General features: G+C 69.8%; 11 protein-coding genes. 2 read left to right on the plus strand and 9 right to left on the minus strand.

All coding sequences use genetic code 11. The features are described 5' to 3' along the window. Nucleotides 1–5: 5 nt before the first annotated feature. Both NF556_RS21445 and NF556_RS16890 read right to left on the minus strand, forming a co-directional pair. Nucleotides 6–3977, minus strand: a complete 3972-nt coding sequence (locus NF556_RS21445; RefSeq protein WP_289781760.1) for a S8 family serine peptidase — start codon at nt 3975–3977, stop codon at nt 6–8. A gap of 32 nt (nt 3978–4009) precedes the next feature. Next, entirely contained in the window at nt 4010–5791 is a 1782-nt protein-coding gene (locus NF556_RS16890) for a WxL domain-containing protein (protein WP_252592215.1), read from the minus strand. 87 nt (nt 5792–5878) lie between these two features. Here NF556_RS16890 and NF556_RS16895 point away from each other — a divergent pair, with 87 nt between their 5' ends. Then, complete coding sequence (locus tag NF556_RS16895; RefSeq protein ID WP_252592217.1) at nt 5879–6697, plus strand: TrmB family transcriptional regulator; 819 nt, start codon at nt 5879–5881, stop codon at nt 6695–6697. 98 nt (nt 6698–6795) lie between these two features. On the opposite strand, the gene NF556_RS16900 is transcribed toward NF556_RS16895, so the two are convergent. Beyond that, on the minus strand, nt 6796–7686 hold the full coding sequence (locus NF556_RS16900; protein ID WP_252592218.1) for an aminoglycoside phosphotransferase family protein: 891 nt from the start codon (nt 7684–7686) through the stop codon (nt 6796–6798). A 23-nt stretch (nt 7687–7709) separates the two neighbouring features. Here NF556_RS16900 and NF556_RS16905 point away from each other — a divergent pair, with 23 nt between their 5' ends. After that, nucleotides 7710–8639, plus strand: coding sequence for an MBL fold metallo-hydrolase (locus NF556_RS16905; protein WP_252592219.1), 930 nt, complete (start codon nt 7710–7712; stop codon nt 8637–8639). A 74-nt stretch (nt 8640–8713) separates the two neighbouring features. On the opposite strand, the gene NF556_RS16910 is transcribed toward NF556_RS16905, so the two are convergent. Genes NF556_RS16910 through NF556_RS16935 form a run of 6 tightly spaced genes read right to left on the minus strand, consistent with a single transcriptional unit; the run spans nt 8714 to nt 15378 of the window. Next, nucleotides 8714–9514: an HpcH/HpaI aldolase family protein gene (locus tag NF556_RS16910; protein ID WP_252592220.1), complete on the minus strand. Its 801-nt coding sequence runs from the start codon at nt 9512–9514 to the stop codon at nt 8714–8716. Next, a complete protein-coding gene (gene hpaH / locus NF556_RS16915; RefSeq protein WP_252592222.1) occupies nt 9499–10284 on the minus strand; it encodes a 2-oxo-hept-4-ene-1,7-dioate hydratase in 786 nt (261 codons plus the stop codon). Before hpaH ends, NF556_RS16910 begins: the two co-directional genes overlap by 16 nt. A 33-nt stretch (nt 10285–10317) precedes the next feature. Then, nucleotides 10318–11460 (minus strand): 3,4-dihydroxyphenylacetate 2,3-dioxygenase, encoded by a 1143-nt coding sequence (gene hpaD / locus NF556_RS16920; RefSeq protein ID WP_252592224.1) that lies wholly within the window; start codon nt 11458–11460, stop codon nt 10318–10320. A gap of 51 nt (nt 11461–11511) precedes the next feature. Further along, nucleotides 11512–13029 carry a 5-carboxymethyl-2-hydroxymuconate semialdehyde dehydrogenase gene (gene hpaE / locus NF556_RS16925; protein WP_252592226.1) on the minus strand — a complete coding sequence of 506 codons (1518 nt, stop codon included), beginning with the start codon at nt 13027–13029 and terminating at the stop codon, nt 11512–11514. After that, complete coding sequence (locus NF556_RS16930; RefSeq protein WP_252592228.1) at nt 13022–13813, minus strand: GntR family transcriptional regulator; 792 nt, start codon at nt 13811–13813, stop codon at nt 13022–13024. Before NF556_RS16930 ends, hpaE begins: the two co-directional genes overlap by 8 nt. After that, nucleotides 13810–15378: a fumarylacetoacetate hydrolase family protein gene (locus NF556_RS16935; RefSeq protein WP_252592229.1), complete on the minus strand. Its 1569-nt coding sequence runs from the start codon at nt 15376–15378 to the stop codon at nt 13810–13812. Before NF556_RS16935 ends, NF556_RS16930 begins: the two co-directional genes overlap by 4 nt. Nucleotides 15379–15461 lie beyond the last annotated feature (83 nt).

Here is a 15461-nt window from a genome sequence, read left to right on the forward strand (position 1 = left end):
TCAGATCACAGGGCCGTGATCGTCAGGATGGCGGTGTAGACACCAGGCGTGGTGGCCATCGGGACCTGCAGGTCCAGCCCCGCACCGAGCGTGGCAGAGCCGCGACCAGAGCCCGGCTCGGCCGAGCCCATAGGGCGCGGCACCGACAGGCCCTCACCGGACGGGAAGCCCGGGGCGACCACGTCGCCCGGGGTCACGGCCTGACCGTCCGAGGAGGACTCCACGGAGGGGGCCCAGCCGAGGAACCCGCCGGCGAACAGACCCTCGTCGGACCCGGCGAAGTCGGACACCTGCGCCGAGACGTTCCAGCCCGGGTCGGCGGTCCGCGAGTCGGTCACCATGACCGGTCGCAGCTCACCCGAGGTGGCCAGACGGTCACCCTGGGAGGCCATCTCCGGCAGCTCCACCGTGCGGTCCTGCGGGTCAACCGAGATCAGCAAGGATCCGTCCTCACCGCCCCCGTCCTGCGGGACGGTGGCCACGATGTCCTGGCTGGCACCGTCGACCGGCGGCTCCGAGCCGTCACCACTGACCGTCAGCGAGATCGGCAGCGACGTGGTCGGCTGGTCCGGGTCGTTGGACGCGAGCATCGCGATCGTCCGCTCGATGTCGCCAGCGCTCAGGCCAGCCGAGTCGATGGTCACGGTCACGTCCTGGGTCTGACCGGCCGGGACGGTGCCCGACATCGGCTCCATCGTCAGCCACTCCGGCAACTGGGTGTCCGGCGCGTCGGTGGTGCCCGTGACGTTCAGGACCAGGTGCGTGTCCGGGAAGCCGATGACCGACATCGGAGCCGGCTCCGGCATCCCACAGTCCACCGAGCGCAGATAGGACGGTGCGGACTCACCCTCGGCGTTGGAGCCGGCGAAGAAGCCGCTCGTCTCGCTCGTCGAGGGAGCATCCAGCTCGACCACGAGGGTCGACCCGGCCGGTGCGGTGCCGGTCACGGGGACCGACACCATCTGCAGCGCCTGCGGCTGCAGCGTCACCTCGGAGCTGCCGATCTGCGTCAGGTTGTCATAGGTCAGCGTCTCGCCGTCGAGGGTGTAGAGACGCACCGTGACGTTGGCCGGGGCACCATTGACCGCCTCGACCCCGAAGGAGACATCGGTGACCGCAAACTCGTCGGCGATCGCAAAGTCGGTCAGCGTGAAGGTCCGCAGGAACCCGTTGTCGCCGGTGAGTCCGTCCTCCGCGGAGCAGGCGACCGTGTTGTTGGCCAGGACAGCCTGCGACTCCGAGTGGGTCATCGTGACCGACCCCTCGTCCGCCGCGGGGCGCTCGACCTGCGTCTGTATGCCGCTCGCCACAGTCCCGGAGTTGCGTGCCGGTTCGAGCAGCTCACCCTGGCCAGGGAGCGTGCGGTCCTTCGGCAGGGCCGAGGCAGTGACCGGTGTGCCCGTCACTGGACGCAGGGTGATCGCCTGCTCGCCGGTCTCCTCCACGACGTTCCACTCCAGGCCCTGACCACCGGTGTTGCCGATGGTCACGGTGTGCTCCGTGACCGTGTCCGGCTCCTGCTCGGCAGCAACCTCACCGGGGTCGACCTCGAGCTGGGCAGCCGTGGACTGCACGAGCATCGGGAACGTCGCGTCGGCGACCGGCACGCCGCTGGCGTAGGTGCCGTCGGTCGACCAAGTGACCGAGCCAAAGGCCCACTCACCGATCGGCAGACCGCCAGCCTGCGCCATGATCTCCACGGCTGCGGACTCCCCCGGCGCCAGGGTGATCGTTGCCGGCTCGACCTGCACAGACACTCCATCGGCGCTCTCGCCCGCAGCGGTGTAGGTCACGCTCGTGTCCGCGACGTTGGTCACCGTGCGCGTCCAGGTGCACGCGGATCCGCACTCCTGGTCGACCAGGGCCGGGACGTTGAGCGTCTGCGGGTCCCCGTCAAACCCGGGAGCCGGGTTGGCGGCCTTGAAGTTCTCATAGGTCTCATCGAGAACCAGGCCGACCCGACCAGCGGCTCCCAGGTCCAACAGCCCCGATCCCTGATCAAACGCCGTCGTGGGGTCGGCGCCCGCGCTCAGGACATCAGGATTGGCCGAGGAGGCCAGGGCAGACCGGATCTGCATGGGGGTCCAGTCCGGGTGCAGCGCCGTCATCAGGGCTCCGGCTCCGGCCACGTGGGGTGAGGCCATCGAGGTGCCCTGCTGGACCATGTAGGAGTCAGCATCCCCGGCGTTGGCAGCCAGGATGTTGACACCGGGTGCGGTGATCGTCGGCGAGATCAGATCGTGCTGCGACGGGCCCCGCGAGGAGAAGCCGGCGATCGAGTTGGCCCACTCCTCATCAGTGACCAGAGACGTTGCCGCGTTGAGCCGGACCTGCGTGTCCGCGCCGGTCACGTGCTCACGCAGCGCGAGCCCGTCCGAGCGGCCGATCATGACGGCCGGCACCGAGGTGCCAGCCAGGCCGCCCATGGTGGTGGGCGGGCCGACCGAGTCACTGAAGACCACGACGGCGTCTGCCCCGGCCGAGGCAGCGTTGCTCACCTTGGCCGAGAAGTCACAGGCACCACGCTCGATGAGCGCGACGGAGCCCTCAAAGACACCGCCCGGGAAGGCAGCGCACCCGTTGCCGTTGCCGGAGGCCACCGCCTCCGCGTCACGGATCGGTGCCTCGAGGTCGTTGGTCAGGCCCGGGCCGTCACCGGAGGGGACCGCGGCCAGACCGCTGAGGCCCTCGGGGGCACCGGCAGTCGTGACGTCGAGCGTCTGCGCGAAGACCCGGCTGGTGGTCGAGGCCGCAACGGCGGTGATCCACGGCCCGCTGTGAGCCGTCGTGCTCTCACCCGGTCCCTCGTTGCCGGCCGCTGCGGCCACAAAGATGCCCGCGTTGGCGGCCTCGAGGAAGCCCACGCTGACCGGGTCGGTCCAGGGGCTGTCCGAGCCGGCGATGGAGAAGTTGATGACATCCACACCGTCGGTGACGGCCTGGTCGATGCCGGCCAGGATCGCGGTGATCGGGCAGTTGTTCAGGCACACCCGATAGGCCACGATGTTGGCCCGGGGCGCCACCCCGGAGACCTCGCGGGTGAACGAGGTGTCACCGATGGTGAACGTCGCATCGTGGACGTTGCCTGCCGCCGTCGACGCGGTGTGACTGCCGTGGCCGTCACTGTCGATGGCGCTGTCCTCGCGGTAGTCGAAGGACCAGGCCCCGACCAGTTTGTCGTTGCAGATCGCCTCGTCGGGCTGCCTGCTATTCGACGGGTCGCAGACACCCAGGTAGGTCCCGTCACCGAGCGGGTTCTCGTGCTGATAGCCCGTGCCGTCGGTGGCGGCAAAGGACGGGTGCTCGGGGTTGACGCCCGAGTCCAGGATGCCGACCAGCACACCCTCTCCACGGGTGCCGACCTGGCTGCCCGTCTCGCCGCCCCAGATCGCGGCCGAGCCGATCGCCTCGTGCGAGACGTCGGTGGTCAGCTCGCGCAGCTCGTCGGGATAGACCGCGGCCACCCCCGGCAGGGCGGAGAGCTGCACGGCCTCGGAGCGGTCCGCCTCGATGACGACCGCGTTGAGCACCGAGCTGTAGGTGCGCTCGATCGCGACCTCACGACCCAACTCGCCTCCGGCTGTGTCGGCGAAGGTGGCCTGGCGGGCCTGCAGGTGGTCGGCGTAGGAGCGGGCCGCCGAGGAGGTCACGTCCAGCTTGGGCGCACCCGTGACCTGCGGGTCGGTGGCGGACAGGTCCGCGATGCCGCCGTCGTAGGTCGCCAGGGACGGCTCGTCCAACTGCACGATCCACCGGCCGGTCTCGGACGAGCCGAGGGTGCTGCTGGCTGCGAGTGTGTCCTGGTCCCCGGACGTGTCACCGCTCGCCGCCGTGCTGCCAGCGGCGATCTCCTGACCGGCCAGGTCGGCCTGGCCGAACTGTGCGGCGGCGATGCCCGGCACCACGGCCACGGCTGTGACCGCGACGGCCGCGGCGAGGGCCCGACCGCCCCAGGATCTGGTGGTGCTGCGTCTCATCCGCCGTGTTGCGTCAGTGGTTGACCGGCGCATCAGATGGCGGTGATGGTCAGGACGGCGGTGTAGGTGCCGGGAGCGGTGTCAACGGGGATCTGCAGCTCCAGGCCGGCGCCGAGCACGGCCGAGCCGGTGCCAGCACCCTCGTCGGCCGAGCCCAGCTGGCGCGGCACGGACAGGCCCTCACCCGACGGGAAGCCGGGGTCCACGGCGTCGCCCGGGTTCACGGTCTGGCCGTCCGTGGAGGACTCCACGGACGGGGACCAGCCGAGGAAGCCACCCGCGAAGGAGTCATCGCCCTCGCTGGCGCTGAACTCAGACACCTGAGCGGAGACATCCCAGCCCGGGTTGGTCGCCCGGGAGTCGGTCACGGTGACGGGTCGCAGCTCACCTGAGGTGGCCAGGCGGTCGCCGAGGGAGTCCATCTCAGGCAGCGCCACCGTGCGGTCGTCGGGGTCGACGGAGATCACCAGTGACCCCTCACCGGTGTCCTCGGGGATCGTCGCGACGATCTCCTCGCTCGCGTCGTCGGCCGGCGGCTCCGAGCCGTCGGTGTCGCCATAGGCCACAAAGACGCCGGTGCCCCACTCAGCCTGGTTGTCGCCCTCCGGGTGCACGCCGGCGGCGAAGGCCACATCGCCGTTGTCGTTGATCGTCGGGCCACCGCCGAAGACGGGGCTGGCGTTGTGCTGGCCGAGCTGGGCGGTGCCCAGGTCGGTGGTGACCGCGTCACCCTGGGTCGCGACCGCGACCAGGTCCTCGCCGTCGCCAACATAGATGACTGCGCCGTCCGGGCCGATGGCGCGGAAGACGACCTCACCAGCGTTGTTGATGTCGGGGCGGAAATAGCGCACCGACTGGACGGGGCCGTCGGCGGACTCGGCAGCGATCTCGGTCACGGTCTCACCGTCGGAGCGCACGACGACCTTGGCGCCGTCCGAGACGCGCTCGGCGACAGCCGCGATGACGCCCTCGTCGTTCACGGCGATGCCGTTGTCAAACTCCTTGTAGGGCGACTCGGGGTCAACTGCCTGGTTGGCCAGCAGGACCTCGGAGGAACCGTCCGGGTTGAAGACGCGCAGCTCCTGCTCGGTCACCTTGTCGTCAGAGGTCGAGACCTTGGCCGCGATCTGTCCGGCGTCGTTGTAGTGCGCGGTGTAGAAGAAGGTGAAGGGGCTGTTCGGGTCGACGCCCTTGTCGCTGGCATAGAAGACACCCATGCCGTCGCGGTAGGCGGCCATCGAGCGGCCGGCCGAGAACGAGGCCTGGAACCCGATGTTGCCGTCCTCGTCCACCGCGGCCGAGGAGTAGGAGTTGGGCAGCACCGGAGAGGTCCCGACCTGTTCCGCGGTCTGCGTGTCGGCGGAGTACAGATACAGCTTGTTGTCCACGCCACCGCCGCCCAGCGTGAAGGCGATGTCGCCCTTGTCGTTCAGGATCGCCTCACCGGGGATGGTCCCGCCCTCGTTGCCGGTGTAGACGATCTCGCCCTCGCCGCCACTGCCAAACCAGACGCCCGGGCTGCCGATGGTCGGGTCAAGACCCGCGACGTATTGCACCCGGAAGGACACCTCGCCGTTCTCGTTGATCTGGGGGGTGATGGAGTTGAAGGACGACCCCGGCGGCAGGTTGTGCCCCGCGTCGTTGGCCAGCAGGTTGGTCCGGGCCTGGAGCTCGACCGTGTCGTAGGGGTCGCCGTCGGCGTGGGCCGCCATCGGCGTCACGCCGGCAGCGATCAGCAGCGCGGCCGTCGTGGGGGCGGCGGCCAGCAGCGTCATGAACGAACGGCGCGCTGCGGGACGGGGAGAGGTGTGCATCGTTGGAGCCTTCCGAGGGGTGTGGTGTCCCCGGCAGTCTCACCCGAAGTTGTTACCACTGTCAATAGTTACACTAAGGTTTTACCCATGGAAGACTCCTCCGTTGCCGAACTCGTCCAGCTCGGCCTCACCCGCTATGAGGCCCAGAGCTACCTCGCCCTGATCGGTCGCGACGATGGCACACCCGCAGAGATCGCCCGGATCGGCAACATCCCGCGACCCCGCGCCTACGACGTGCTGGCCTCTCTTGCCGAGCGTGGCTTCGTGGCGCCTGTCTCGGGCTCCCCCGGCCTGCGTTATCGGGCCAAGCCCCCGGACCAGGTGTTCGACAGCCTGCTCGCGGTGCGTCGCCACGATCTCGAGACGCTCGCCTCCCGATCTCGTGAGCTCGCCGTTGAGTTGCAGGCCCGTTTCGTGGACGGTCAGGGCCGAGCCGAGCCGCTGGACTATGTCGAGGTCCTGCGCGACCCGGCCCACACCGTGCAGCGCATCGAGCGGTTGTGGCAGGGGGCGCAGGAGGAGATCCTCGCGATGGTGCGCCCGCCCTATCTGGCCGCCCCACCCTCAGACGAGGCAACGCTCCCGTCCAGGGCCGGCATCAGAGCCATCTATGCGCGTCCCCTGCTCGATGACCCAGATCTGGTGCGCCTGCTCGAGGCCTACGAGCGCCTCGGCGAGGACCTGCGCATCTGTGACGACGTGCCGCTGAAGATGACGGTCGTCGACCGGCAGTCAGTCGCCTTCAACATGCCCGACCCGGTCGAGAACGGCTCCTCGGTCACCACGATCGTCGTGCACCACCGCGACCTCGCCGCCACCCTCAGCATCGCCTTCGAGACCCTGTGGGGGCAGGCAAGCACACTCGCGGACAGCGTCCCCGAGCCCGCTGCCGACACCGACGCTTGACCGAGCCGTCGTGCACCACCGCGACCTGGCCGCCACCCTCAGCTGTCGTGCAACACCGGGCACCGATGACCGCTTCGACACGACGCCACCATGGCAGGTCAGTCGAGCGAGGCAGTCAGGCGCTGCACCGTGCGCAGGTTGGGCCCGGCCAACTGAGGTGCGGTGTCGCGGTAATAGGTCATCCCGCTGATGGCCGGCGCCAGGGCGAAGCCGCGCGCCCGGCGGTAGGCCGCCTCGTCGAGCCCCAGGGCCTCCCGATAGAGGTCGGAGACCTGCTCCGGCAGATAGCCCCACATCGCGTTGAGCTCGATCGCCGGGTCACCGCGACCCGCTGTGCCCCAGTCGATCACAGCAGCCAGGTGTCCGTCGCGCACCAGGAGATTCCCCTCGTGCAGATCGCCGTGGAACCAGACCGGCTCCCCCTCGTAGGGCGGCGCGGCCAGCGCGTCCTCGAGCACGGCGAGCACCGCGTCGCGTGAGACGAGCGCGCTGTCGGCCCTGTCCGTCCACTCCCTGACCCACGCCTCCACGGCCGCGACCGGAGCACCGCGGCCGGACGTGCTCACTGGCCCGTCCATGCCGGGCACGGCGCGGCAGACCCGGACGAAGGCAGCGAGCGAGGTCGCCCACTCCTCCAGATCGATCGATTCTGCGGTGGGCTCAGCTCCCTCGATCCACGGGACCACGGTCCAGTGCCACGGAAAGCCCGCTCCCGGCTCGCCCAGCGCGAGCGGCGCCGGCACCGCCAGTGGCAGGCGCGGCGCGAGGCGGGGCAGCCAGGCGTGCTCCCAGAGCGCGGAGTCGCTCGCGCCGGGGACCCGCGGCGTCCGCACCACCAACTCCTCGCCCAGACGGAAGAGCTGGTTGTCGGTGCCGGTCGGGGGCAGCCGCCGCAGGGGCAGGCCGCTCCACTGCGGGAACTGCTCGTCGACCAGATGGCGGACTGTGCTGTCGTCGACCTGGATCTCATCTGCGTGCAGGCCACTCATCGACGCCCACGTTAGTGTGTCGCATGCGCTTGAGACTCGGTCGCCCGGACATCGCGGACCTCGCCGACCGGTTCGACACGCCCGCCGCAGACGGGGACCTGTCCGTGACCTTCCTCGGCGTCAGCAGCCTGCTCGTGGACGACGGCGAGACGGCGTTCCTGACGGACGGGTTCATGTCCCGTCCCTCGCTCCTCCGGGTGGCCGTGGGACGACTCAGCCCCGATCGGGAGCGGATCGACGCCACCCTGGGCCGGTTGGGGTTCGGGGGCACCGGACGCGACCTGGCCGCGGTGCTGCCGGTCCACACCCACTATGACCACGCCATGGACTCCGCCGTCGTCGCGCAGCGGACGGGAGCCGTCCTCCTCGGAGGCTCCTCCTGCGCCAACCTCGGGCGCGGCGCCGGGCTCGACCCTGCCCAGATCGCCGTGGTCAGCCCGGGACAACCCCAGACCTTCGGTGGGTTCACGCTCACCCACCTGGTGTCCGAGCACTGTCCACCGGACCGTTACCCCGGGACCATCGACGAGCCCGTGGTGCCGCCGGTGCGGACGTCGGCCTATCGCTGCGGGGAGACGTGGTCAATCCTGGTGGAGCACACCAGCGGCCGGTCGGCCCTGCTGCAGGGCAGCGCCGGCTTTGTGGAGGGTGCCCTCGCCGGGCGTCAGGCCGAGGTCGCCTACCTCGGGGTCGGTCAGCTCGGGGTGATGGACGAGGACTACATCCGGACCTACTGGGCGCAGACCGTCGAGACGATCGGTGCCCGCCGGGTCGTGCTCACCCACTGGGACGACTTCTTCCGTGGGCTGGACCAGCCGCTGCGCACCCTGCCCTATGCCGCTGACGACCTGGACGTCACCCTGCGGATCTTCACGCAGTTGGCCGGCGAGCAGGGCATCGCGCTGCACCTGCCGACGCTGTGGCGCCGCGAGGACCCCTGGGCAGGACTCTGACCCCACGTCGCGGTCAGCACCGTCGCGGTCAGAAAATCGGCGGCAGCAACGTCGCCGGTCAGCAACGGCGCAGGTCAGTAGGAGGAGCGCTCGGCCCGCTCGACCTCGGGCACCCACGTGGCAGCGAGTGCCTCAGACCCGCGGGCCAGCAGCGCGACGTCCGCTCCGACGAGGATGAACTCGGCTCCGTCGTCGGCATAGCCCTTGGCCACCTGCGGGTCGAAGGCGTTGACACCCACCGGTTTTCCGGCGGCGCGCACCGCCTCGAAGGTCTGGCGCACCGCTGCGACGACGTCCGGGTGCGACTGCTGCCCGAGCACCCCCATGGAGGCGGCCAGGTCGGACGGCCCGACGAAGACCGCGTCGACCCCGTCGACCGCGGCGATCTCGCCGGCGGCCTGCACGCCGGCGGCCGTCTCGATCTGCACGATCAGGGCGACGTGCTCATCAGCCTGGGTGAGATAACCCTCGGTCCGGTTCCAGCGTGCCGACCTGGCCAGGGCAGACCCGACTCCGCGACGACCCCGCGGCGGATAGCGGACCGCCTCGACCGCGGCCTGCGCCTCCTGCGCCGAGGAGACCATCGGGACCAGCACGGTCTGGGCGCCCAGATCGAGCACCTGCTTGAGGACGACGGTGTCGTTGACCGGGACCCGCACGACGGGCGTCACCGGATAGGCGGCGGCCGCCTGGAGCTGGGCCAGCACGGACTCCAGCCCGTTGGGCGAGTGCTCCATGTCGATCAGCAACCAGTCGAGACCGGCACCGGCACAGATCTCGGCGACCAGCGGCGACCCGGAGCACACCCACATGCCGGCCAGTGGGCGCCGTTGCGTGCCCGCGAGCGCCTGGGCCAGGGTCAGACGAAACGACATGTGACCGTCCCCATCTCGTTGTAGTCGGCCAGGATCGTGTCGCCGCGGTGCACCCACATCGGTCGGGTGAAGGACCCGGCCAGGATGATGTCACCGGCACTGAGCTTGTCATCGTGCGAGGCGAGCTTGCGGGCCAGCCAGGCCACCGACAGCGCCGGGTTGTTCAGCACCGCGGCGGCGACGCCGGACTCCTCGATCGTCTCGTTGCGATAGAGCAGCGCGGAGACCCAGCGCAGGTCCAGGTCGTGCGGTCGCACCGGGTTGCCGCCATAGACCATGGCGCCCATCGCGGCGTTGTCGCTGATCGTGTCGACGATCGTGCGTCCCTCCATCTCGATGCGCGAGGAGAGGATCTCCAGGGCCGGCACGACATACTCGGTGGCCCGGAGCACGTCAAAGACGGTGACATCCGGGCCCTCCAGGTCGTCGGAGAGCACGAAGGCCAGCTCGACCTCGATCCGCACGTTGGAGAACCGGTCGAACTCGATGACCGAGCCGTTCTCAAAGACCATGTCGTCAAAGATGGCGCCATAGTCGGGCTCGGTGATGCCGGTGGCGGCCTGCATCACCTTGCTGGTCAACCCGATCTTGCGTCCGACGAGCCGGCGACCGTCGGCCTGGCCCCGACGACGCCACTCAGCCTGCACGGCATACGAATCCTCGACCGTCATGTCCGGGTGACGCACCGTCAGGCGGGGCACCATCGTGCGGTCCTGCTCGGCACGGGCCAGTTCGTCGGCGATCGTGGCGATGTCCTCTGGGGGCAGCATCCTGGTCCTTCGGTTGTGGATGGGCAGTGCGGGTCAGAGTTGGTTGCCGAGCTTGTACTCGCCCTGCTTCCAGCTGGGCAGGTCGTGGCCCTCCCCCTCATGCCCCTCGCGGGTGTAGGAGAAGCCGTCGGCGCCGATCGTGACCGCCATCTCGGAGTCGTCGGTGCGGGCGACCAGCGGCTGGGGGTTGCCGTCCAGGTCGAGCACCGGGGAGGCCTCGGTGTACCAGGACGGCACCACCGGGTTGCCCCACCAGTCGCGGCGCTGGTTGTCGTGCACGTCCCAGGTCACGATCGGGTTGTCCGGGTCGCCGGTGTAGTAGTCCTGGGTGTAGATCTCGACGCGGTGCCCGTCCGGGTCGCGCAGATACAGATAGAAGGCGTTGGAGACCCCATGCCGACCGGGCCCGCGCTCGATGTGGTTGGACATCCGCAGCGCACCGAGCTTGTCGCAGATGGCGATGATGTTGTGCTTCTCGTGGGTGGCGAAGGCCACGTGGTGCATGCGCGGTCCGTCCCCACCGGTCATCGCCGTGTCGTGCACGGTGGGCTTGCGCCGCATCCACGCGGCATAGACCGTGCCCTCCTCGTCCCGGATGTCCTCGGTGACCCGGAAGCCCAGGTCCTGGGCATAGGCCACGGCCCGCGGGACGTCGGGGGTGACCTGGTTGAAGTGGTCGATGCGCACCAGGGCGCCGGGGGTGTAGAGGTCGTAGCGCCAGGCGAGCCGCTCGACGTGCTCGACGTCGTAGAAGAACTCGTAGGGGAAGCCCAGCGGGTCCTCAACGCGCACCGTGTCGCCGATGCCCTTCACGAAGCCCTCGGGGCGACGCTCCACCCGGCAGCCCAGCTCCTCATAGAAGGCGACCGCGTTGTCCAGCTCCTCGGGGCTGCGCACGCGATAGGAGAAGGCCGCCACCGCAGCGACCGGGCCCTGACGCAGCACCAGGTTGTGGTGGATGAACTCCTCAAAGGAGCGCAGATAGATCGTGCTCTCGTCCTCCTCGGTGACCACCAGGCCGAGGACCTCGGCGTAGAACTTGCGGGAGGCCGCCAGGTCGGTCACCACCAGCTCCATGGAGGCGCAGCGCAGGATGTCCGGGGGTGGGGCCTGGGGCGTCGGGATCGCGTTGGCGGGGCGCCCTCGGCTGGGGCCGTGGTGGGTCGGGGTGCTCATGTCAGCGTCCTTGCTGGTGTCGGGGTGTGGAGGGTATGCCGTGGGTCGGGTCTACTGGCCGAAGACCGGGTTGTGCACCTCACCGAGGTTGATGTGCACGGCCTGCTGGTCGGTGTAGAAGTCGATCGAGCGGTAGCCGCCCTCGTGGCCGAGACCGGAGGCCTTGACGCCACCGAAGGGGGTGCGCAGGTCGCGCACGTTGTTGGAGTTGAGCCAGACCATCCCGGCCTCGACGGCCTGGGAGAAGTTGTGCGCGCGCTTCAGGTCGCTGGTCCAGATATAGGCCGCCAGACCGTATGCCGTGTTGTTGGCCAGGGCGAGCGCCTCACCATCGGTGTCGAACGGCGTGATCGTCACGACCGGACCAAAGATCTCCTCCTGGAAGACCCGCGCCTCTGGGGGCACGTCAGCAAAGACGGTGGGGGCCACGAAGTTGCCCGTCTCGAAGCCCTCCGGGCGGCCACCGCCAGCGACCAGTCGTCCCTCGGTCTTGCCGAGCTCGACATAGGACATCACCTTGTCGTAGTGCTCGGGGTGCACGAGGGCGCCGACCTCGGTGCTCTCCTGGTGGGGATAGCCGACGCGCACCCGCTGAGCCTGCGCGGCATAGCGCTCCACAAACTCGTCATAGATCTCCCGCTGGACCAGGATGCGCGACCCTGCCGTGCACCGCTCACCGTTGAGGGAGAAGACCCCGAAGATGGTGGCGTTGATCGCGGCCTCGAGGTCAGCGTCGGCGAAGACGACCGCCGGGGACTTGCCACCCAGCTCCATCGACAGGCCCTTGAGATGCGGCGCGGCGTTGGCGAAGATGAGCTGACCGGTGCGGCTCTCACCGGTGAACGAGATCAGCGGGACGTCCGGGTGCTTGACCAGCGCGTCACCGGCCTGCTCACCGAAGCCGTTGACCAGGTTGAACACGCCCTGCGGCAGCCCCGCCTCCTCGAAGATCCCCGCCCACAGGGACGCGGACAGCGGCGTGAACTCCGCCGGCTTCAGGACCACCGTGTTGCCGGTGGCCAGGGCCGGGCCCAACTTCCAGGACTCCAGCATGAACGGGGTGTTCCAGGGCGTGATCAGCCCGGCGACACCGATCGGTTTGCGGTTGACGTAGTTGATCTGCCGGCCCGGCACTTTGAACGTGTCGTCGGACTGGGCCACGATCAGGTCGGCGAAGAAGCGGAAGTTCTCGGCCGCCCGGCGCGCCTGGCCCAGGGCCTGGGTGATCGGCAGGCCCGAGTCGAAGGACTCCAGCTCGGCCAGCCGCTGGTCCCGCGACTCCACGAGGTCGGCGATGCGGTGCAGCACCCGGGAGCGCTCGCGCGGCAGCAGGTGCGGCCACGGACCGTCCGTGAACGCGCGGCGGGCGGCCGCGACCGCCGCGTCGACGTCCGCGCTCTGGCCAGCAGCGGCCTGCACGTAAGTCTCGTTGGTGACCGGGTCCAGCACGTCGAAGGTCTCCCCGTCGAGGGAGTCGACGAACTCACCGTCGATGTAGTGCTGGATGCGCTCGGGCAGGTCAGCCGGAAGACGGTGGCCGGTGGCCGCGGCCGCGGTGGTGTCAGTCATGGGTTCCTCCAGTGGGTCTGGGTCGGGACGCGGTCGGTGAGGACGCAGCCGGTGAGGGTGCAGTCGGTGAGGACGCAGTCGCGCCCGGTGTGAGGCCGGGGATCAGTTCGGGGGCGTGCTCGGGCTGGTTGCTCAGCAGATAAGCGTGCAGGGTGTTGGCGCGGTGGTGCAGGGCGGCCTGCTGGATCTCGGCGGCCGGGGCGGACGCCTCGACGAGGTCGATCAGGTGCTCGTGCTCGCGCACCGAGTTGGCGGCCCGTTCGGGCACGACGGTGAAGGTCGAGTCGCGCAGGTTGTCCAGCCGGGCCCACTCCGCGCGCACCAGCTCCATCAGCCGCTCGTTGGGGCAGCCTCGGGTGAGGACCACGTGGAGCTCGTGGTTGAGGGCGGTGAACTCGTGCGGCACGAGATCCTCCAGCTGGCCCCGCATCCGGTCGTTCACGTTCCGCGCCTCGCTCAGGTCCGCCGCGGTGAGGTGCCCGGCGGACAGGGCGGTGGCTGCGGCCTCCAGCAGGGCGAGGGTCTGCATGGTGTCGCCGAACTGGGCGACGTCCACCACGAAGACCCGGGCACCGACGTTGTGCTCGAAGGTGACCAGACCCTCGGCCTCCAGCTGGCGGATGGCCTCGCGCACCGGCACCACCGACATGTCGAGCTCCTCGGCGATGCTCGCGAGCACGAGGCGGTGCCCCGGGGCATAGTCCCGCGCCTGGATGCGCTCGCGCAGCCACTGATGGGCGCGCTGCGACTTGCTCAGCGCGACACCGGGCGGGCTCGAGATCATCCGGCGCTGCCCCCAGTGCCGTCCTCGGTGCCGTCCTTGGTGCCAGCTGTCGTGGCCCCTGCGGACTGGCCGCCGGCCCGCTCGGCCTCGTAGCGCTCACGCCACTGCTGGTTCATCGGGAACAGCCCCTTGATGGGCTCCCCCTCGCTGATCCGGTCGGCGACCCAGGCGTCCTCGGCCTCCTTGTCCAGCACGGCGTCGACGACCTCCTCGACCAGCGCCGGGGGCAGGACGATGGCTCCGTCGGCGTCGGCCACGATGATGTCGCCGGGCTGGACCGTGGTGCCGCCGCAACTGATCGTCAGGTCGTGGTCCCACGGGACGTGCCGGCGGCCGAGCACCGCCGGGTGGGCGCCTGAGCTGTAGACCGGGATGCCAGCCGCCGCGACCGCGTCGTGATCGCGGACCGCGCCATCGGTGATGATCCCTGCGGCGCCGTTGGACCTCGCGCGCAGGGCGAGCACGTCGCCAAGGGTGCCAGCCGTGGCGTCACCACGGGCCTCGATGACCATGACCTCGCCCTCGCCGATCGCGTCGAAGGCCCGCTTCTGAGCGTTGTAGCCGCCGCCGTGGCTCTTGAACAGGTCCTCGCGGCTCGCCACGAAACGCAGGGTCCGGGCCGTGCCGACGATCTTGCCCGAGCCGGGCAGCGCTCGGACCCCGTCGATGGAGACGTTGTTGAACCCCAGCTTGCGCAACTGCTGGGAGAGTCCGGCGACGGGACAGTCCATCAGCTTGGCGCGCACCTCGGGGGTCAGCGCGGGGCGGGCTGCTGACTCGTCGGCGCCCGCGGCTGCGGGCAGGCCGGCGGCCTCCTCGGAGCCCCAGGCGGCGATGCGCTGCTCGTCGTCGACGGCAGGCAGTGAACCGAGTGCCGGATCAAACGAGGGCCCCTCACCCTGGACGACCCGGGTCTGCAGACGACCCGAGCTCTGACCGGTGTCGGGCGCGTCGACCTCGACCTCCACCAGGTCACCGGGTGCCACCACCGTCGAGCCGGCCGGGGTGCCGGCGAGGATCACATCACCGGTCTCGAGGGTGAAGTGCTGGGACAGGTCGGCCACGAACTGGGCGAGCGGGAAGATGAGCCCGCCGGTGGTGTCGTCCTGCACGAGCTCGCCGTTGACCCACGTGCGCAGGCGCAGGGCGGCCGGGTCGATGTCAGCGGCGTTGATCAGGGTCTGCCCGATGGGGGTGAAACCGTCCCCGCCCTTGGAACGGACGTTGGAGCCCTTGTCATTGGCCCGCAGGTCATAGAGCCCGAAGTCGTTGGCGGCCGTCACCCAGGCGACGTGTGCCCACGCCTGGTCGGCGCTGACCCACCGGGCGGGCTCCCCGATCACCAGGGCGACCTCCCCCTCGAAGGCCAGCAGCTCGGTGCCCCGCGGCCGGACGATCTCAGCACCGGAGGCAGCCACGGAGCTCGACGGCTTGAAGAAATAGCTCGGGGTGGCTGGGCGCTTGCCGCGCTGGTCAGCACGCGAGGCATAACTGACGTGGACCGCGACGATCTTGCCGGGGCGCTGCGGCAGACCGGCGAATCGGGCATCGTGCTGGGGGTCCATGGGCCTCCTTGCTCAGGACTGTGGCGCGACTCTTGCGCAGGTTCTCGGATCGTATATGATCTGTCAGGTCGACACAACAGCCA

Origin of the sequence: Ornithinimicrobium faecis, assembly GCF_023923225.1 — a bacterium.
GTDB lineage: Bacteria > Actinomycetota > Actinomycetes > Actinomycetales > Dermatophilaceae > Ornithinicoccus > Ornithinicoccus faecis.

Bases quoted from the DNA above. Each gene is read 5' to 3' on its own strand.
- NF556_RS16895 (WP_252592217.1), top strand. From the start codon at position 5,879: ATGGAAGACTCCTCCGTTGCCGAACTCGTCCAGCTCGGCCTCACCCGC.
- NF556_RS16930 (WP_252592228.1), bottom strand. From the start codon at position 13,813: ATGATCTCGAGCCCGCCCGGTGTCGCGCTGAGCAAGTCGCAGCGCGCC.
- NF556_RS16890 (WP_252592215.1), bottom strand. From the start codon at position 5,791: ATGCACACCTCTCCCCGTCCCGCAGCGCGCCGTTCGTTCATGACGCTG.
- hpaE (WP_252592226.1), bottom strand. From the start codon at position 13,029: ATGACTGACACCACCGCGGCCGCGGCCACCGGCCACCGTCTTCCGGCT.
- NF556_RS16935 (WP_252592229.1), bottom strand. From the start codon at position 15,378: ATGGACCCCCAGCACGATGCCCGATTCGCCGGTCTGCCGCAGCGCCCC.
- NF556_RS16900 (WP_252592218.1), bottom strand. From the start codon at position 7,686: ATGAGTGGCCTGCACGCAGATGAGATCCAGGTCGACGACAGCACAGTC.
- hpaD (WP_252592224.1), bottom strand. From the start codon at position 11,460: ATGAGCACCCCGACCCACCACGGCCCCAGCCGAGGGCGCCCCGCCAAC.
- NF556_RS16910 (WP_252592220.1), bottom strand. From the start codon at position 9,514: ATGTCGTTTCGTCTGACCCTGGCCCAGGCGCTCGCGGGCACGCAACGG.
- NF556_RS16905 (WP_252592219.1), top strand. From the start codon at position 7,710: ATGCGCTTGAGACTCGGTCGCCCGGACATCGCGGACCTCGCCGACCGG.
- NF556_RS21445 (WP_289781760.1), bottom strand. From the start codon at position 3,977: ATGAGACGCAGCACCACCAGATCCTGGGGCGGTCGGGCCCTCGCCGCG.
- hpaH (WP_252592222.1), bottom strand. From the start codon at position 10,284: ATGCTGCCCCCAGAGGACATCGCCACGATCGCCGACGAACTGGCCCGT.